A 17,711-nucleotide genomic window follows, 5' to 3' on the forward strand; every position below is an offset into this window, starting at 1 on the left:
AAATTATTTAATACCCGATTGTCAAATAATTTACATTTGTCCTGCCACAGTAGAAAAAATTTAAATCTGATTTTTATTAAGCAGCCGTAAGGGAGACCCTCCGCACCCGGAGAAAGCGATCCCATTTTAAATGAAAAATTTTAGATTAAAGAATTAAATAATTGGGAAGGACTGATGACAACCAGGGTGTGGAGCACGGGCCTAAAGTTGCTTTTTTTACGGGGTGTGACGTTTTGACAGCGAGTCCGCAGAGCGATCGGCACATTCAGGCAAGTAGTGGCATCATTAATATTACAAGTTTTTACAGTAGCGGTGGAAACCTCAGCCAAGTTTTGAGAGGCCGGTCACCGCACTTCACTCTTGCAGTACAACTTTGTAACTTATATCAAGGGCATCTTTTAAACGACAAACGATACGCAAACTCGGTAGGTGTCAGAATATTGATGTTATTAAAAAATCTGAGCAGTTATCTGATGAAAAGCTCGCCCAAGATGTCACTGAGCCTAGTTTTGTTGATACCGCTGGTGGTGCAAATCTCCGTAGCAGTCGGCGTGACTGGATGGCTGTCGTTTCGCAACGGCCAGAAAGCCGTCAATGACCTTGCTACTAGGTTAAGCTTGGAAGTTGCAGCGAGGACGAAAGAAAATTTCCGCAGTTTTGGGGATGTGTCTCATTTATTCCTGCAAATGAATACTGCTGCGATCGCCTCTGGAAACTTAGACCCGGAAGACTTCCCCAACTTAGAGCGCTATTTGTGGAACCAGACCAAGCTGAGCGATCGAACTACAACCATCTACTACGGCGACGAACAGGGCAAATTCCTCTTGCTCAAGCGAGAAGCAGAAAGCTTAGTATATATCAGAGACGAATCAACCGCTCCAAACCGCCAAATTTATCGCCTCGACAGCCAAGGAAATCGCACTGAGCTAATCAAAACCGTCGCTTATGACCCCCGTACTAGACCCTGGTACAAAGCTGCCAAACAGTCAGGAAAAGCCTCTTGGTCTCCTATCTACGTTTTTGCAGCCCCGCCAGTTCTGGGGATTACGCCGGTAATACCCATCTACAACCAAACGGGTAGCCTGCAGGGGGTACTGGCAATTGACCTGACTCTTTCTCAAATCAGCGATTTTCTCAAAAGCATCAAAATTAGCCCGTCGGGACAAGTTTTTGCGATCGAACGCAGCGGAGAAATAGTCGCCAGTTCCACAGACGAACTGCCCTTTGTCACTGGTCAAGACGGACAAAAACGGCTGTTAGCGACACAGAGCAAAAATTTGCTAATTCGATCGGCCTCCACATACTTGCAAAAACGATTTGGCAGTTTTGAACAAATTGACAGCCAAGGACAGTTTACCTTCGATATTGACGGCAAACGTCAATTCATTACGGTTGCTCCCCTGCAAGACGGTCGCGGTCTTGATTGGCTGATTGTAGTCGCTATCCCAGAAGCAGACTTCATGGGGCAAATTAACGCCAACACTCGCACAACTATCTTATTGTGCTTTTTTGCCTTCATACTGGCGATCGGACTCGGAATTTTTACCACTCGCTGGGTTGTCAAACCGATTACCCGATTGCTGGAAGCTTCCAAAGCTTTAAGAAAAATGTCTGAGTCATCCGACTTCACCTCTGCAGAATTAAACGGCGAAGTCGAAGTCCAAGGCGTCAAAGAACTCGGCCTCCTAGCTCAGTCTTTTAATGAAATGGCCCGACAATTGCGATCGTCTTTTGTTGCCCTAGAACAAACCAACTCTAGTTTAGAACAGCGAGTAGCAGAGCGGACGGCAGAACTCGAAGCTGCCGAAGCAGAATTGCGGGCTTTGTTTGCAGCCATGAACGAATTAATTCTAGTTTTGGACGCCAGCGGTCGCTATTTAAAAATCGCGCCCACCAATCTTTCCCTACTCTACAAACCAGCCGAAGAATTAGTTGGCAAAAAAGTCGGAGAGGTGTTTCCGCAAGCTACAGCCGACAATTTTCTCAACCACATCCGAGCAGCTTTAGATACTAAGCAAACTGTCAGCATCGAGTACGATTTAACCATTGACGACCGCGAAGTTTGTTTTGCCGCCAGCATTTCGCCGCTTTCAGAAGAATCCGTCATTTTGGTAGCCCGCGACATTACCGAACAGAAGCGAGCGGAATCAGTGCGGCGCCAAAGGCAAAAACAATTGCTCAAACAAAATACGGTTTTGGTAGAATTGGCAAGAAATAAAGCCCTGTATCGAGGCGATTTGCAAGTAGCTTTAAGGCAAATCACCGAAGCAGCAGCTCATACCCTACAGACAGAAAAAGTCGGCGCGTGGCTGTATGATGAGACTCGATCGAAATTGCAATGTCTCGACCAATTTCACCGCAGCAGCGAACAGCATGAAGCAGGGGCAGAACTCGCAGCAGCAGACTATCCAGCTTATTTTAAAGCTTTGGAAGAACACCGGACGATCGCAGCCGACGATGCTTTCTCAGATATTAGAACCAGAGAATTTGTGGCATCTTACTTTGGACTCACCGGAATCAAATCAACATTAGGTGCGCCGATTCGACTTGGCGGACAAACAGTCGGAGTTATCTCTATCGAACAAGTGGGAACTCATCGCAACTGGACATTAGAAGAACAAAATTTTGCAGCTTCCCTGGCAGATTTAGTGTCCCTAGCCATAGAAGCTAGCGAGCGCGAGCGCACACAAATCGCTCTGCGTCAAGCAGAACAAAAATACCGCAGCATCTTTGAAAATGCCGTCGAAGGCATTTTTCAAAGAACCCCCGAAGGCCACTTCTTGAGTGTAAATCCAGCTTTAGCCCGCATCTACGGCTACGCCACTCCCGAAGAATTGATATCAAACCTCACAAACATCAGACAGCAAGCTTACGTCGATCCTCAGCGGCGCGACAAGTTTATGCAGGTGATGGAAGAATTCGGAGAAATTTCGGGGTTTGAGTCAGAAGTTTACCGCGTTGACGGCAGCGTAATTTGGATTTCTGAAAGCGCGCGTGCAGTGTGCGACGCCGACGGCGAGGTACTCTACTATGAAGGCAGTGTCGAGGATATTAGCGATCGCAAAGTCTTTGAATCCGCCTTGCAACTCGCCGCAGAAGCAGCCGAAGCCGCTTCCACCGCAAAAAGCGCATTTTTGGCAAACATGAGCCACGAACTGCGAACACCTCTGAATGCCATCATCGGCTACAGCGAAATGCTCCAAGAAGAAACCGAAGAATTGGGCTACAATGAACTCACCCCAGATTTAGACAAAATCCGCACTTCCGGCAGACACTTGCTGTCACTAATTAACGACATTCTCGACATTTCTAAAATCGAAGCCGGCCGCATGGATCTTTACTTAGAAACCTTCGACATCGCCGCCTTGATTGAAGAAGTAGCATCTACCGCCGCGCCGCTAATTGAGAAAAACGGCAACACTCTAAATTTGGATCGAATTACGAATATCGGCACTATGCACGGTGACATTACCAAAGTGCAGCAGATTTTATTAAATTTGCTGAGCAATGCCGCCAAATTCACTCAAAACGGTACAATTACCCTCACCGCCACCCGAGAAAAAATTGCGGACGACAGTAGCGAAGCGATACAAAAAAACAGTTCTGAACCTGCGGTAAATTCTCTATCTTCCATTGCCAGGAAAGAATTTTTAGTTTTTAATTGTATAGATACAGGAATTGGGATGAATCCGGATCAGTTGCAGCACATTTTCCAACCCTTTACCCAAGCAGACGCTTCCACCACGCGCAAGTACGGCGGCACCGGTTTGGGACTAGCAATCAGCCAGCGTTTTTGCCTAATGATGGGCGGAAATATTTCAGTAACAAGTCAGGAGGGTGTTGGTTCTACTTTTACGATCCGCTTACCTGTTAATAATTAAAATTAGGGTGCGTCACTGCTGCCCAGGCTGTGCCTGGGAACGAGAAATTACGAACTCCAAATTACCTTTGAATGCTTCTCGGATCGAGAGCATCGCGCAACCCATCCCCCAATAAATTAAACGCCAAAACAGTCAAAATAATCAGTATTGCCGGAGGCCAAACCAACCAAGGCTGCAACACTAAAATGGAAGCATTAGTAGACAGGGATAGCAAATTTCCCCAAGAAGGATCTGGCTGTTGAATTCCCAACCCAATTAAACTCAAAACCGACTCCGCCACAATAAAACCAGGAACCGACAAAGTGGCAGAAATAATTACGTAAGTTGCCGTTTGTGGCAACACGTGGCGGACAATAATATAAATTGGATTGGCGCCCATTGCCCGCGCCGCTTGCACGAATTCTAGCTGTTTAATTGACAGTACCTGGCCGCGAATTACCCGCGCTAAACTCGCCCAACTAATAAATGAAGTAATCAGCACAATCAATATAAATCGCTGAGCGCTTGTCAATCCCGGAGGCAGCACTGCTGCTAGCGCTACTAATAAATAAAGACCGGGAATCGTCATCAATACTTCGGCGAAGCGCATTAAAATACTGTCAATCCAACTGCCGAAATAACCCGAGATCCCTCCGATTAACAATCCCAAGGGAAAAGAAATTGCTATTCCTACTAAACCGATGCAGAGGCTAATTCTGCTGCCCTGTACTAAGCGACTGAATTGATCGCGAGCTTGTTCGTCCGTTCCTAAAATGTTAATTTGGCCTTCTCCTGTAGTACCAAACAAGTGCCTGTCTAATGGCAAAACTCCTAAAAACTTATACGGAGAACCTTTGACAAACAAACCTACACCAGAGGGTTTTTGCCAGTCTACAATTACCTCGCGATCGCCCGTATTCGCATCCACCGGCCCTTGAGTAGTGGGATAAACGTGGGGCCCTATAAATTGCCCGTCTCGCGTGGTTAAATAAATTTGAGTCGGCGGCAGCAATGAACCGTTTAATTGAGAGTCGTAGGGGTCGTAAGGTGCTACAAATTCGGCAAAAAGTGCGACTGTATAAAAAATTAACAGCAGCACTGCTCCCAACCGAGCTAGAGGATTTTTTCTAAGATTTTGCCACCAATTCATAAGTTTTTAGGTTTGAGATTTTAAGTGGGTTAGTAATAAAGACTAAAGTTCTTAGTAAAGACTTTAGCCTTTGCTTAATGGACTCAGCAGCCAAAAGTTAATTTCTGACTTAGACAAGTTTTCAGGACTGAATTACTTACTACAAAAATTAGACTATTTTTGTTCATCTGAAACCAAAATTATTCTACTTTCATCTTCGGATATTTTACCCAATTCCTCGCCGCTAAAAGGATTGTAGAAAAACGAGCCTGTTTGCGGTGGCAATTTGGGATTGAGTACAATTTCTACTATACTTTTTACTACCCCTGTTAGCGGAATTGCCAGGATAACTCCTAACAACCCTCCCACTCTACCTCCTAACAGCAAAGCTGTGAAAATAATTACCGGGCTCAATCCGGTGAGATTGCCCATGATTCGGGGCGCTACTAAATTATCCTTGATTTGCTGGAGACCGATCGCCACTACCAAGACTTGCAGCGCCAGCCACCAATCAATAAACGCTACAATTATACTAACAGTGCCAATCCCCAGCGTTGCTCCGATGAACGGAATTATTTCCGTCAATCCTATAAAGACGGCAAACAAGAGAAAAAACGGAACTTGCAGCCACCAAAAAGCCAGAGTTAGCGAGATTGCCATAAATAGTCCCAGCAATAACTGTCCCGATACAAATCGCTGGAGGTTTCGCTCCAAAGTTTCTGTTAAAACATAGCGAATGTCTGGGGAAAAAATGCTGGTCAAACCCTGCCACACTCTTTTCCCGTCTAGGAGCATATAAAAGGAAATCACCACAATAAAAATTAAGTCCAAAAACCAGTTAAAAGTACCTACAACTAAGCCTAAACCCGTACCGGCGATCGCCTGTACTTGTCCCTGGACTCTAGCTGACAGTTGCTGCTCCAATATTTGCACGTCAAACGGTAAATTGCGCTCGGCACTCCAGGCTTGAAATTCACCTAGCTGCAGCCGCCCCGACTCCAGCAATTCCGGGAACCTTACCCCCAACTGCCTCGCTTGGCTGAACACCGGCGGCACAATAGTTAAACCGATCACTACTACTATCACACCCGCAGTTAAATAAACCAGCCCCGCAGCTACTCCCCGAGGCAAAAATACTTGCAGTCTTTTTACTGCATAATTTAATAAAAATGCGATGAGTCCCGCTGTTACTAAAATGCTGACGAGTTCCCCAACATAACTGACAGCAGTCAGGGTAAACCATCCCGTCACTAGCACTAGCAGCCAAGTAATTAGAAACTGTTGGAGGGGAGAAAAGAGACTATTCATTTTGATTTTTTTTAAATAAACTGGCACAACTTTTTTAGCCGATGTGCCGTATTCTACAATAAACACATTAGAGTATAGATTAGCAATAATCAGTTCAAGATTAGACTGAATTCTCTCAGCATTAATCGGTTGGTGATGGCAAAACCGCTCCGGGACAGACAATGCGAGTCCGATCGACCCCACGCTGCAAAATCACCCTAATATCTCAGTATGCCCGGGAGCCCGATCGAATTAAATGTCGATCGTACAAAGGCTCAATTCGACATTGTAAGGTGAAATGGCGCTACACTCACCCAAAAGGAGGACGCGCAACTGCTCAGGCCCTTCGTTAAAATGAATCAGATATAAAAACCGCAATCTTTCTTTACAATAAAAAAACCACAGGCTAATAGCGGCGAGAGGAATTACCGTGACCAATCAAGTTTTTTCAGAAGCGGAAGAAAAGAAACCCATTCCCCCCGTGCAGAGCGGACGCGACAACAACTCAGCAGTGGACATACCTGAAAGTGGACTCTCAGACCGCTCTCGCTGGGAATTTTCTCCTGAGGAAGATGAACGAGAAGTTGCCCTAGAACCTCCAGAAATGGAGGCGGAAGAATCTGAAGTTTTGGAGCCTGAAGAGCCAGAAGCCTCGCCCAGCAAAGGACTCAGGTGGCCTACCATGTTGGCTGGCGCAGGCATTGGCGTGGCTGCAACGCTGCTAGCAGTACAGTTGACTGGTGGGGGCAAGCAGAGCGCGCGTCCCGCAGCTCCAATTCCACCGGCAAATCAGCAGGCTACGGCTCAGACTGTGACAGTGGCGCCTGTGGAATCTGCCGAGGTGGGTGAAACTCTGGAAGCGACGGGCACCGTGGTGGCCTACGACTTGCTGCCGGTGCTGCCACAGGCTAACGGTTTGCAAATCAAGCAGGTGTTGGTGGCGGAGGGAGATGCGGTAGAAAAAGGTCAGACGATGGCGGTTTTGGACGATTCGGTGCTGCGATCGCAAATTGCCGAAGCGCTTGCGGGAGTACAATCGGCTAATTCTACGGTAGAACAAGCCGAAGCTCAGGTGCAGCAAGCTCAGTCAGCCCAACAAGAAGCCCAAGCCGGCGTCGCTCAAGCTCAAGCTGGCGTTGAAAAAGCCATCGCTGACGCAGCGCAAGCCCAAACAGGCGTCGGCCAGGCCAGGGCCGGTGTGGAGCAAGCTAAAGCCGGTGTCACTCAAGCTAGAGCGGGAATTGCTTCCGCCCAGGCTAAATTAGCTCAAGCTCAAAGAGAAGTAAATCGCAGCCAAAATTTGGCGACTCAGGGAGTAATTAGCCAGCAAGATTTAGAACAGCGCAAGACGGAGCGAGACACGGCCGTTCAAGACTTGAACAAAACTAAAGCTGACTTGAATACAGCTTTGGAAGAACAGAATAAAGCAGCGGAAGAAGTGCGATCGGCTATTGCTAAAGTAGCTACTGGTGAAGCTAATATCAGTACGGCGAGAGCCGCCCTCAGCAGCGCTCGCGCTAAAGTGAATACGGCCGGAGCGAGTGTCAGCAGTGCCAGAGCAAATGTCGGAAATAACGCAGCAACTGTCCGCAGCAATGATGCGCGAGTCAAACAGTTACAAACTCAACTCGAACAAACTATAGTGCGAGCACCGGATAGCGGCACTGTGGCTGAAAGAATTGGTCGAGTTGGGGATGTTTCTTCGGGGAGTCAAAAACTCTTTTCAATTATTCGGGGAAACAAGCTGGAACTACAATTGAAAGTGCCGGAAACTCAGGTTGCGCAAGTGCGACCGGGAACAGCGGTGCAGATTACTTCTGACTCTGACAAGCGGATTAAGTTGTCAGGAACTGTGCGAGATATTTCGCCGCTTGTTGACCCGCAAAATCGGCAAGCTACGGTGAAGATTGATTTGCCGGCAAGCGCGTTTTTGCGATCGGGAATGTTTTTGCGCGCATCCCTTTCGACGGCAACGGCTCAAGGTTTGAAAGTCCCCGCTAAAGCTATTTTGCCACAATCTGACGGCAGTTCTATTGTTTACAAACTTGTCGGCGAGGACAAGGTACAGGCTCAACCAGTGGAAGTTGGGGAAATTTCCGGGGGTGCTGTAGGCGATTTGACTGCTGCTAAGGTGGAGGTTAAAAAGGGTTTGAAGGCGGGCGATCGAGTGGTTATTGCTGGGGCTGGTTATCTGAAGGATGGCGATCGGGTTAAGGTTGTTAAATAGTTATTGGTTATGGGTTATTGTTAGATTTTTTTGTTTGTTTTACCGCAGATGAAAGCAGATAAACGCCGACGAACGCAGATAACCAATTCCTAATACTTCGACTAAGCTCAGTACGAGTTCCCAATTCTAAATTATGTCTTTCAACATTTCGGCTTGGTCGATCAAACAGCCAGTCCCCACGATTGTTTTATTCTTAGTTCTGACAATCGGGGGTTTACTATCATTTCCGCTTTTAGGCATTGATGATTCACCAAATATTGATGTGCCTTCAGTTTCGATATCCGTCAGCCAACCGGGGGCAGATCCAGCAGAACTGGAATCTCAAGTCACGAAAAAAGTAGAAGATGCTGTGGCTGGTTTGGGCAATATCGACCACATTATCTCTACAGTTAATGATGGTTCTTCTAATACTACAGTTAACTTTTTATTGGGAACAAATAGCGATCGCGCTACTAACGATGTCCGCAATGCGATCGCCCAAATCCGCCAAAGCTTGCCCCAAGACATTAATGACCCCGTTGTCAAGCGAGTCGAATTTGCCGGCAGTTCAATTATGTCTTACGCGGTTGTTTCCGATCGCCAAACCGTAGAACAGTTAAGCGAATTAATCGACCAAAACATCAGCCGCGTCCTCCTCTCTGTCAAAGGTGTAGCTCAAGTGCAGCGAATCGGAGGCAGAGACAGGGATATTCGAGTCGATTTAAACCCCGAACAACTGCAAAGTCTCGGCATTACAGCTACTCAAGTTAACGACCAAATTCGCAATTTTAACATCAATTTACCCGGCGGCAGAACTGAAATTGGCAATTCCGAGCAAACAGTCCGCACCCTCGGCAGTGCCAAAACAATCGAACAGTTGAAAGCTTATCAAATTACCTTGCCTAAAGGCGGTTTTGTGCCGCTTTCCACTTTGGGAGAAGTTGGTGAAGGCTATGCAGAAGCGCGTCAGGCGGCACGGCTCAATAACAAACCTGTAGTGGCTTTTTCCATCCTCCGCAGTACCGGCAGCACTCTGGTAACAGTAGAAGAAGCGGTGCGGGAAACTGTTAAGAAACTGGAAAAAACTTTGCCGCCTGATGTCAAGCTGGAACTTATTTATACTTTAGCCGACCACATTCGAGATTCTTATGAAGCTTCTGTAGATGCTTTAATTTTGGGGGCGGCTTTAGCGGTAATAACTATTTTAATTTTTTTGCGGGATTGGCGCGCAACTTTAATTGCTTCTGTTGCCTTACCGCTGTCGGCAATTCCTACTTTTGCTGTGCTCCGGCTGTTGGGCTACACCCTCAACAGTATGACTTTGTTGGCGCTGTCGCTGGTGGTGGGAATATTAGTAGATGATGCGATCGTCGAAATTGAGAATATCGAACGTCACGTCGGGATGGGGAAAACTCCCTATCAAGCTTCTTTGGATGCTTCGGCTGAAATTGGTTTGGCTGTTGTTGCTACTACGATGACGATTGTTGCGGTATTTGCGCCGGTGGCTTTTATGCCGGGAATTCCCGGTCAGTTTTTTCGACCTTTTGGGGTGACGGTTTCGGCGTCGGTGTTATTTTCGCTGTTAGTAGCCCGAACCGTTACTCCGATGATGGCGGCTTATTTGTTTAAGGAGAAAGGACACCATCAGGAACTCAAAAAAGACCAACTTTCTTATCAGTACCGCAGGCTTTTGACTTGGGCGCTGAAGCATCGGGCGATCGTCTTAATTTTAGGTGTAGCTTTGTTTTTCGGCAGCGTTCAATTAATACCTTACATTCCGACTGGGTTTATCGATCGCGATGATACCGGACTTTCGACTGTCTCTATTGAATTGCCTCCGGGCTCGACTTTACAGCAGACAGATTCAGCAGTGCAGCAAGCAACTCAATTATTGCTCGCTCATCCAGCCGTAGATAGCGTTTTGGAGACTGAAGGTGCTCCGACAGTTTCCGGGGGTGCTGGCGGCGGCGGGGGCGCTAGCGGGGTGAATACAGCCAGTCTTTACGTGAAATTGAAACCCGCCGACAAGCGGATCGGACAACAGCGATTTGAAGAGGAAATGCGGCCGAAACTTCGCGATGTTCCCGGTGTGCGGTTGAGTTTTGCTCAAGGGCGTGTCGGCGGTAGGAAGCAAATGTCGATCGTCCTAAAAAGCGAAAATGCCGAAGCTTTAACTAACACTGCTGAAGCCCTCACGCAACAAATGAGGCAAGTTCCGGGACTGATTGAGGTACAGTCTAGCGCGAGTTTGGTGAAGCCAGAAATTTTGGTTAAACCTGACCCGAATCGGGCGGCGGATCAGGGTGTATCGGTGCAGCAAATTGCTCGAACTGCATCTCTGGCAACGATTGGAGATATTGACTCGAATCTTGCTAAATTTGATTTGCCTGACAGACAAATTCCGATTCATGTAATGTTGGCGCCGCAGTTTCGCAGCGATATCGAAACGATTAAGAATCTGCAAGTACCGGCGAAAAATAATACTTTGGTGCCGTTGAGGGCCGTGGCGGATATTGCTTTGGGCAGCGGGCCTTCTCAGATCGATCGCTACGACAGAGCCCGTCAAGTATCTGTAGAGGGAAATTTGTTGCAGGGTACGACTTTGGGAGAAGCTTCGGTGGCGGTGAAGAAACTGCCTGCAATGAATCCTTTGCCCCCCGGCGTGGAACAGGAATCTTCGGGTGATGCGAAGGTGATGCAGGATGTGTTCAGCGGTTTTGCGGGGGCTCTGGGAACGGCGGTACTGTTTATTTATGCTGTGTTGGTGCTGCTGTTTGCCAATTTCCTGCATCCGGTGACAATTATGGCCGCCTTGCCTTTATCTCTGGGGGGCGCGCTGCTGGGACTGCTGGTGGGACAAAAGTCTCTCGGGCTGTACGCTTTGATTGGCGTGGTTTTGCTGATGGGAATTGTGACGAAAAATTCGATTTTGCTGGTGGATTACGCGATTATGAATCAGCAGGAAGGCAAGCCGATGTACGAGGCGACGCTGGATTCGGGAGTGGCGCGGTTGCGGCCGATTTTGATGACGACGATCGCGATGATAGCTGGGATGGTGCCAATTGCTCTGGGAATTGGCGCTGGTTCGCAAACTCGCAGCCCGATGGCAATGGCGGTAATTGGCGGTTTGATGACTTCTACGCTGCTGACTCTGGTGGTGATTCCGGTGGTTTTTACTTACATGGACGGTTTGCAAATCTGGATTTTTAATCTGATGCGGGGGAAGAAAAGGGGGCGAAGGGCGATCGAAGGCAACATAGAAAGCCAAAATGGTAGAGTCAAAATTGGAAAATAGCGATCGGCTGCCGCCCAATATTGACAGTCAAAATGTTATACTCAAAATCAGAAAATAGTTGTACAATGTTTTTCTAGTCGTTTTTTACCGCGACGCCTCCAAGGCAAAAGAAAGTCAAAACAGGTAAAAAACACTAAGCGCGGGCGTAATTCAGTGGTAGAATGTCAGCTTCCCATGCTGAACGTCGTGGGTTCGAGTCCCACCGTCCGCTTTCACTGAATTTTCATAGAATTATGAAAATTAATTAGTGCTATCAATTCAATCTATGGCTTATTTCTTAACCGCTGCTTTATATAAGTTCGTTGAACTACCTGATTTTGCCGAGCTGAAAGCACCGCTACTCGATTGTTGCAACAACAACAACGTCAAAGGCACTATCTTGCTGGCCCAAGAAGGCATCAATGGCACTATTGCCGGTTCGTCCGAGGGCGTACACGCAGTGCTGGCATTCTTGCGCAGTGACCCGCGTTTTGCGGATCTGGTGCACAAGGAATCTTTCTCGGAAAAAGCACCTTTTTACCGCCTGAAAATACGATTGAAGCGCGAAATCGTCACGATGGGAGTACCGGACATTAATCCCCGCCTCATGGCTGGCAAATATGTTAAGCCTGATGAGTGGAATAAGCTGCTTGACGATCCCGATGTTGTCGTGGTTGATGTTCGTAACGACTTCGAGGTATCTATGGGTACTTTTGAAGGCGCTATTAATCCCAAAACAAAAAGCTTTTCCGAGTTACCTGAATGGGTGCTGCGGGAAACTGCTTTACGCAATAAACCCAAGGTGGCAATGTTTTGCACGGGTGGTATTCGCTGCGAGAAATCTACTGCTTTTTTGCGCAGTCAAGGTTTTGATGAAGTCTATCATCTCGAAGGCGGAATTTTAAAATATTTGGAAACGGTGCCGGAAGCAGAAAGTCGTTGGGAAGGTGAATGTTTTGTCTTTGATGAACGGGTTTCTGTTGGTCAGGACTTAAAGCCGGGTAACTATGAACTTTGTCGCGGTTGTCGTCACCCGATTAGTCCGGAAGATAAGGCTTCTGAATTATTTGTACTTGGTGTGAGTTGTCCTCATTGTCATGACTCAAAAACTGAAACCAAAAAACAAGCTTTATCTGAACGTCAACGTCAGATTGAGCTGGCTAAGCGTCGCAACCAAGTACATATAGGCGCGCGCTACGATGCGAAGGAAAAAGTAGATGAGGCCTGCGACTAATATTATTATTCACTAAGCTCAAAGAAACCCGCTTTCTACGAAAAATCTTGTTTGGCGACGAGAAATATAGAAAGAAATCGGGTTTCTGACTCGTGTAGTATTGGCACTAAGCTCAAAGAAACCCGGTTTCGACGAAAAATCTTGTTTGGCGACGAGAAATATACCAAGAAACCGGGTTCTGGCCCGAAAAACCCGATCGCGCGATCGACTAATTATATGTTAGCAACATATCCGATTCTGTATTCCTTTCGCCGCTGTCCCTATGCTATGCGCGCGCGCTTAGCCTTGATGGTTAGCAATCGGGTGTGTGAGTTGCGGGAAGTTGTTTTGCGAGACAAACCACCAGAGATGTTGGAAGTATCTGCCAAAGGTACAGTACCAATATTGATTGATGTTGACGGGCGCGTACTCGATCAAAGTATCGATATCATGTTGTGGGCATTGAGACAACACGATCCTGAAAAATGGTTGATGCCACAGCAAGGTTCTGTTACAGAAATGCTGGAACTAATCGCTGTATTTGATGATAGATTTAAATATCATCTTGATCGTTATAAGTACCCCGATCGCTATGCAGATGTTGATGCTCAAGTACATCGCTATGAAGGTTCTTTATTCCTGGAAAAACTAAATGCCAAGTTAAGCGCTACTAAATATTTGTTTGGTAACAATGTAGCATTAGCCGATATGGCGATCGCACCTTTTGTTCGTCAATTCGCTCATACCGATCGAGTTTGGTTCAACGAACAGCCTTGGCCGCAGCTACAAGCTTGGTTAGCCGGGTTTACAGAGTCGGAAATTTATAGCAGTGTTATGCAGAAATATCCGAAATGGGAATCCGGTAATGCAGGCGTTATTTTTCCTTCCTCGTAATTACTTATTCTTATTCGCTGCCAGCATATTTATTAACTTCCCAAAATGTTATTTACCATGCTAAACTTATTGTTTTGAGAATACTAGATTTACTGTCATTTGACTAGAAAAGTGACGCAGGCAAAAATCGCCTTTTGCTAATTTTTTAAACGTGAAAGGATTTGCTGTATTCTAGTAAATGTTATCAGGCTAAAACTATGATTGATGTTGGTTCGTTAGTTCGATCGCCCAGAAACGATTTGGGAGTCGGAAAAGTTGTCGAGGTATCGCGTACTGATGCCGTAGTTGAATATTTTTGCTCAGTTAAAAACCGCATCCGCAAAACTGTGCCATTGGGTTTGCTGCAAGAAGCTAGACTTCAGCGCCAAACCCGCTGCTACCTCTGGAGTACCACTCAGGAAAGATGGATAATTGGGCGAGTTTATGACTGGGATGAAGATAAATTAGAGTACGAAATTGACCTCCCCGACAGCCAAAGTTTGCAAGCTGTCGAAACCGAACTTTACGTTCGCTGCAATATCCCGATCGCCGATCCGATCGACATTTTAGCAGTCAAAGGCCAAGAAACGCCGTATTTTCACGATCGCCGATTGGCATTCGTCCAATCTGCGATCGAACAGCGGGCCGTCAGCCGCGGCATGACTGGTTTAATTTCTGCTAACATAGACCTCTATCCGCACCAAGTTGAAGTCGTCCGGCGCGTCCTAGAAGACCCAATCGTGCGCTATTTATTGGCAGACGAACCAGGACTGGGAAAAACAGTAGAAGCCGGGACAATTCTCCGGCAATTTCTGCTAGATGAACCCAACGGACGCGCTGTGGTTCTGGTTCCGAAATACTTGCTCGAACAGTGGCGGCAGGAGTTGGAAAATAAATTCTATTTGTCTCATTTTGCTGACCGAGTGCAGCTTGTTGCTGTTAGCGAAATCAATCAAATTAGCCGCAATGCTAACCTAGATTTTCTGATTGTTGATGAAGCGCATGATGTGGCGGCAATGGCACATTCGAGCGATCGCGCTCAGCAGCAGTCCTTTGAACTTTGTCAAAAACTCGCTCACAAAAGCAAAAATTTATTGTTATTATCTGCAACGCCAGTTCTCGGCCGCGAGCAAGATTTTCTAACGATGCTGCACTTGCTAGACCCGACAACTTACCGTCTTGACGATCTGGAAAATTTCAAAGAACAGGTGCAAAATCGTCAGGAAATCGGTCGCGCTTTGCTAGATTTCCGAGAAAATGCCAAGCCTGCTGTTTTGCAAACAAAACTCGCTCAACTCCGCACTCTTTTTGCAAAAGATGATTATTTAATCGGATTAGCTACTGAGTTAGAAAGTTGTTTGAAAACTGAAGCAACCGCAGAACAGGCTCGCCTTGTCCGAACTATTCGCACTCATGTTAGCGATACCTACCGCCTGCATCGCCGCATCCTTCGCAACCGCCGGGATGCGGTTGAAGATGTGATTTTCGATCGAGATGCTGTCCCCAAAACGGAGTACGATCTGAATGATGAACAGTGGTCGGAAATTCAAACCGTACTCGATAAATGGCGCACGGTCGCTCCCAAGTCGAGCGAATATCAGAGAATTTTTCTGGTGTTTTTCCGCGCTTCTGGTACTTGGCTGAATGTTTTAGAACGGGTTGTCAAAGCTCGCTTGCAGAAAAAATCGACTCCAGAACTCGATCGCGAATTTGGACAAAATGACACGGCAATTTTGACCAAAACTGCGCTGTTTCCCGAAGAAAGGGAAATGCTGGAAACCTTGCTCAACACGCTGGAAAAGCCCCAGGAAGGGCTCGATCGACTGAGTTTGTTACGAATCGCGATTCTCCGATTTCTCGCAGTTGCTTTGAAGGTTCCGCGCGAGTATCACAGCAATCCTCGCGATTTGCTGTCGAGAATTCAACAGCAAATTAAACGGCCGATTCCCGGCGAGCGTTTCCCGAAAATTGTGATTTTTACCAGTTTTACGGCAACTTGCAAAGAGATTGCGGAAAATTTAGCGAAAATCTTTGGTAAAAATGCGATCGCCAGCCATGACACGAGCAAATCGGCTGATGATGTTGAGGCTAGTCTCAAGCGGTTTAAGACTGAGCCGCATTGTTTTATCTTAGTGTGCGATCGATCGGCGGAAATAGGGGTAAACCTGCAATTGACAGATTGGTTAATTCACTTCGATTTGCCGTGGTTTCCCAACCAGTTAGAACAAAGACTCGGCAGAGTCGATCGCATTGGTAGCAAAATGGGAGTGCAATTTTGTTTGTTTGCAGGCCCGGATTTGCCAGAGAGTCCCCACGAAGCTTGGTTTCAAGTTTTAAAAGATGGGTTTGATATCTTCAACAAATCTATTGCCAGCCTTCAGTTTTATGCTGAGGAAAAAATTCTCAAACTTGAAGAAAAGTTGTTTGCTGAGGGAGGCAAGGGCTTATCCAGCGAAATTGAAGCGATTAAAACTGAAATTGAGCAAGAGAAAATCAAAATTGACGAACAGTACGTTCTCGATGAAATTGATACTCTTGATGACAGTGCATCTCAGTATTTTGAATCTCTCGACAACTGCGATGCTAAGCATAAAGAAATGCAGCGGGCGACTGAAGGTTGGTTGTGTCAAGCTCTCCACTTCAAACAAATCGAACATCCGAGTATATCGGGGCTGCTGCGCTATCAACCTACTCAAAAAACGTTGATTCCCTCAAACGATTTGACAACCAGATTGATTCCTTATTGCCAGCAATATGGTAGTTACAACCGCCGCATTGCTCATCAGAATGCGGATGTCGCTCTTTACCGCATTGGTGAGGGATTGATCGATGCACTTGGCTCTTATATTCGCTGGGACGATCGGGGTCAAGCTTTTGCCATGTGGCGCCATGATGAAAGTTGGGATGCGGAGCCCGGGAAGGAGTGGTTCGGCTTCCAGTTTAATTATTCAATCCAGACTGATGTGCAGCCGGCCGAGCAAGTTTTGCAAGCACAAAATATCGAAAATTACAACTTGAAAGCTTTGCAGCGCCGCGCTGATGCTCTGTTTCTCCCAACTTTTGAAACTGTGTTTGTAGATGCTCGCAGCGAACAAATGTCTCTGGTGGAGGATGCGGAACTTCTGGCGATTTTGCAGCGGGCTTATAAGGGGAAAGGCGGGCCGAACCGGGATTATAATTTGTCGAAAAATCGCACGTCGCTTATTGACAGTTTTGTCGATCCCCTAGAATGGGATGATTTTTGTCAAAAGGGACGGTTGGTATCGGAGGAATTGCTGCGCGGGCGATCGGCTTTTGTGGAAATGTGCGAGAAATCTGCTGTCAGTGCTGCAATCCAACTCGAAAACCGGGTAAATCAATTGCAATTGCGCTTGAATCGACTTTCTAAATCCGAACAAGCTTTAGAATCGGTTTTGGCTGATGAAATCAGTACGGAAAGTTTGTTGAGTCAAGCGGTTTTAGCTGGTATTCGCCGCCCGCACATGACTCTTGAGTCTGTGGGATTTATTGTGATTTCTGGGCGTGCTCCTGTAAAGTCGGAGGATGAAGGATAATTTGTTTGGGAGGGCGATCGCTCTTTTTGACCCGATTCGGAAGCACAGGCGAGACGCCCGTGCCACGATGGACGGATATGGATAAAAGGGCGATCGCTTTTTATTTAATCAAACTTTAAGAGTGAAAACAGCTTTAGGGTGGAAAGTATCGATAAATATCTTTCCGGTGAAGAACTCTTGCAAAAGTAACTGTTTCGCCATCAAAATAAAAACCTATTCGATAGTCGCCAACCCGAAACCGATACGCATTATCATCGCCTTTCAATTTTTTTAAGTTAACTATTGTCTGTAAATCATTAACATTGGGAATTTCCC

General features: G+C 46.7%; 9 protein-coding genes and 1 tRNA gene. 7 read left to right on the top strand and 3 right to left on the bottom strand.

All coding sequences use genetic code 11. The features are described from left to right. Positions 1-473 precede the first annotated feature (473 nt). Entirely contained in the window at positions 474-3,881 is a 3,408-nt protein-coding gene (locus E5S67_RS09740; protein WP_172186859.1) for a PAS domain S-box protein, read from the top strand. Positions 3,882-3,942: 61 nt separating this feature from the next. On the opposite strand, the gene E5S67_RS09745 is transcribed toward E5S67_RS09740, so the two are convergent. Both E5S67_RS09745 and E5S67_RS09750 read right to left on the bottom strand, forming a co-directional pair. Then, complete coding sequence (locus tag E5S67_RS09745) at positions 3,943-5,010, bottom strand: ABC transporter permease (protein ID WP_172186841.1); 1,068 nt, start codon at positions 5,008-5,010, stop codon at positions 3,943-3,945. Between the two features lie 153 nt (positions 5,011-5,163). Continuing rightward, the gene (locus E5S67_RS09750) at positions 5,164-6,297 is read right to left on the bottom strand and encodes an AI-2E family transporter (protein WP_172186842.1); all 1,134 of its coding nucleotides are present in this window, start codon (positions 6,295-6,297) and stop codon (positions 5,164-5,166) included. Positions 6,298-6,706: 409 nt separating this feature from the next. On the opposite strand from E5S67_RS09750, the gene E5S67_RS09755 reads away from it, so the two are divergent. The 6 genes from E5S67_RS09755 to dpdE all read left to right on the top strand — a co-directional run bounded on the left by E5S67_RS09755 (position 6,707) and on the right by dpdE (position 17,396). Beyond that, the gene (locus E5S67_RS09755) at positions 6,707-8,503 is read left to right on the top strand and encodes an efflux RND transporter periplasmic adaptor subunit (protein WP_172186843.1); all 1,797 of its coding nucleotides are present in this window, start codon (positions 6,707-6,709) and stop codon (positions 8,501-8,503) included. A gap of 133 nt (positions 8,504-8,636) precedes the next feature. Continuing rightward, positions 8,637-11,777 (top strand): efflux RND transporter permease subunit, encoded by a 3,141-nt coding sequence (locus E5S67_RS09760; protein WP_172186844.1) that lies wholly within the window; start codon positions 8,637-8,639, stop codon positions 11,775-11,777. A gap of 139 nt (positions 11,778-11,916) precedes the next feature. After that, positions 11,917-11,988 (top strand) — tRNA-Gly (locus E5S67_RS09765). A gap of 54 nt (positions 11,989-12,042) precedes the next feature. Beyond that, positions 12,043-12,990, top strand: a complete 948-nt coding sequence (gene trhO / locus E5S67_RS09770) for an oxygen-dependent tRNA uridine(34) hydroxylase TrhO (RefSeq protein WP_172186845.1) — start codon at positions 12,043-12,045, stop codon at positions 12,988-12,990. A 51-nt stretch (positions 12,991-13,041) separates the two neighbouring features. Then, positions 13,042-13,863, top strand: coding sequence for a glutathione S-transferase (locus E5S67_RS09775; protein WP_246276707.1), 822 nt, complete (start codon positions 13,042-13,044; stop codon positions 13,861-13,863). Between the two features lie 197 nt (positions 13,864-14,060). Beyond that, entirely contained in the window at positions 14,061-17,396 is a 3,336-nt protein-coding gene (dpdE, locus tag E5S67_RS09780; protein ID WP_172186846.1) for a protein DpdE, read from the top strand. A gap of 133 nt (positions 17,397-17,529) precedes the next feature. Here dpdE and E5S67_RS34680 read toward each other — a convergent pair whose 3' ends face one another. Continuing rightward, positions 17,530-17,661 (bottom strand): type II toxin-antitoxin system RelE family toxin, encoded by a 132-nt coding sequence (locus tag E5S67_RS34680; protein WP_216670338.1) that lies wholly within the window; start codon positions 17,659-17,661, stop codon positions 17,530-17,532. Positions 17,662-17,711 lie beyond the last annotated feature (50 nt).

The sequence above is a fragment of the Microcoleus asticus IPMA8 genome, from assembly GCF_013179805.1.
In the GTDB taxonomy this organism is placed as follows: domain Bacteria; phylum Cyanobacteriota; class Cyanobacteriia; order Cyanobacteriales; family Microcoleaceae; genus Microcoleus; species Microcoleus asticus.

Coding starts and splice junctions, on each gene's coding strand:
- E5S67_RS09740 (WP_172186859.1), top strand. CDS start 474: ATGAAAAGCTCGCCCAAGATGTCACTGAGCCTAGTTTTGTTGATACCG.
- E5S67_RS09745 (WP_172186841.1), bottom strand. CDS start 5,010: ATGAATTGGTGGCAAAATCTTAGAAAAAATCCTCTAGCTCGGTTGGGA.
- E5S67_RS09750 (WP_172186842.1), bottom strand. CDS start 6,297: ATGAATAGTCTCTTTTCTCCCCTCCAACAGTTTCTAATTACTTGGCTG.
- E5S67_RS09760 (WP_172186844.1), top strand. CDS start 8,637: ATGTCTTTCAACATTTCGGCTTGGTCGATCAAACAGCCAGTCCCCACG.
- trhO (WP_172186845.1), top strand. CDS start 12,043: ATGGCTTATTTCTTAACCGCTGCTTTATATAAGTTCGTTGAACTACCT.
- dpdE (WP_172186846.1), top strand. CDS start 14,061: ATGATTGATGTTGGTTCGTTAGTTCGATCGCCCAGAAACGATTTGGGA.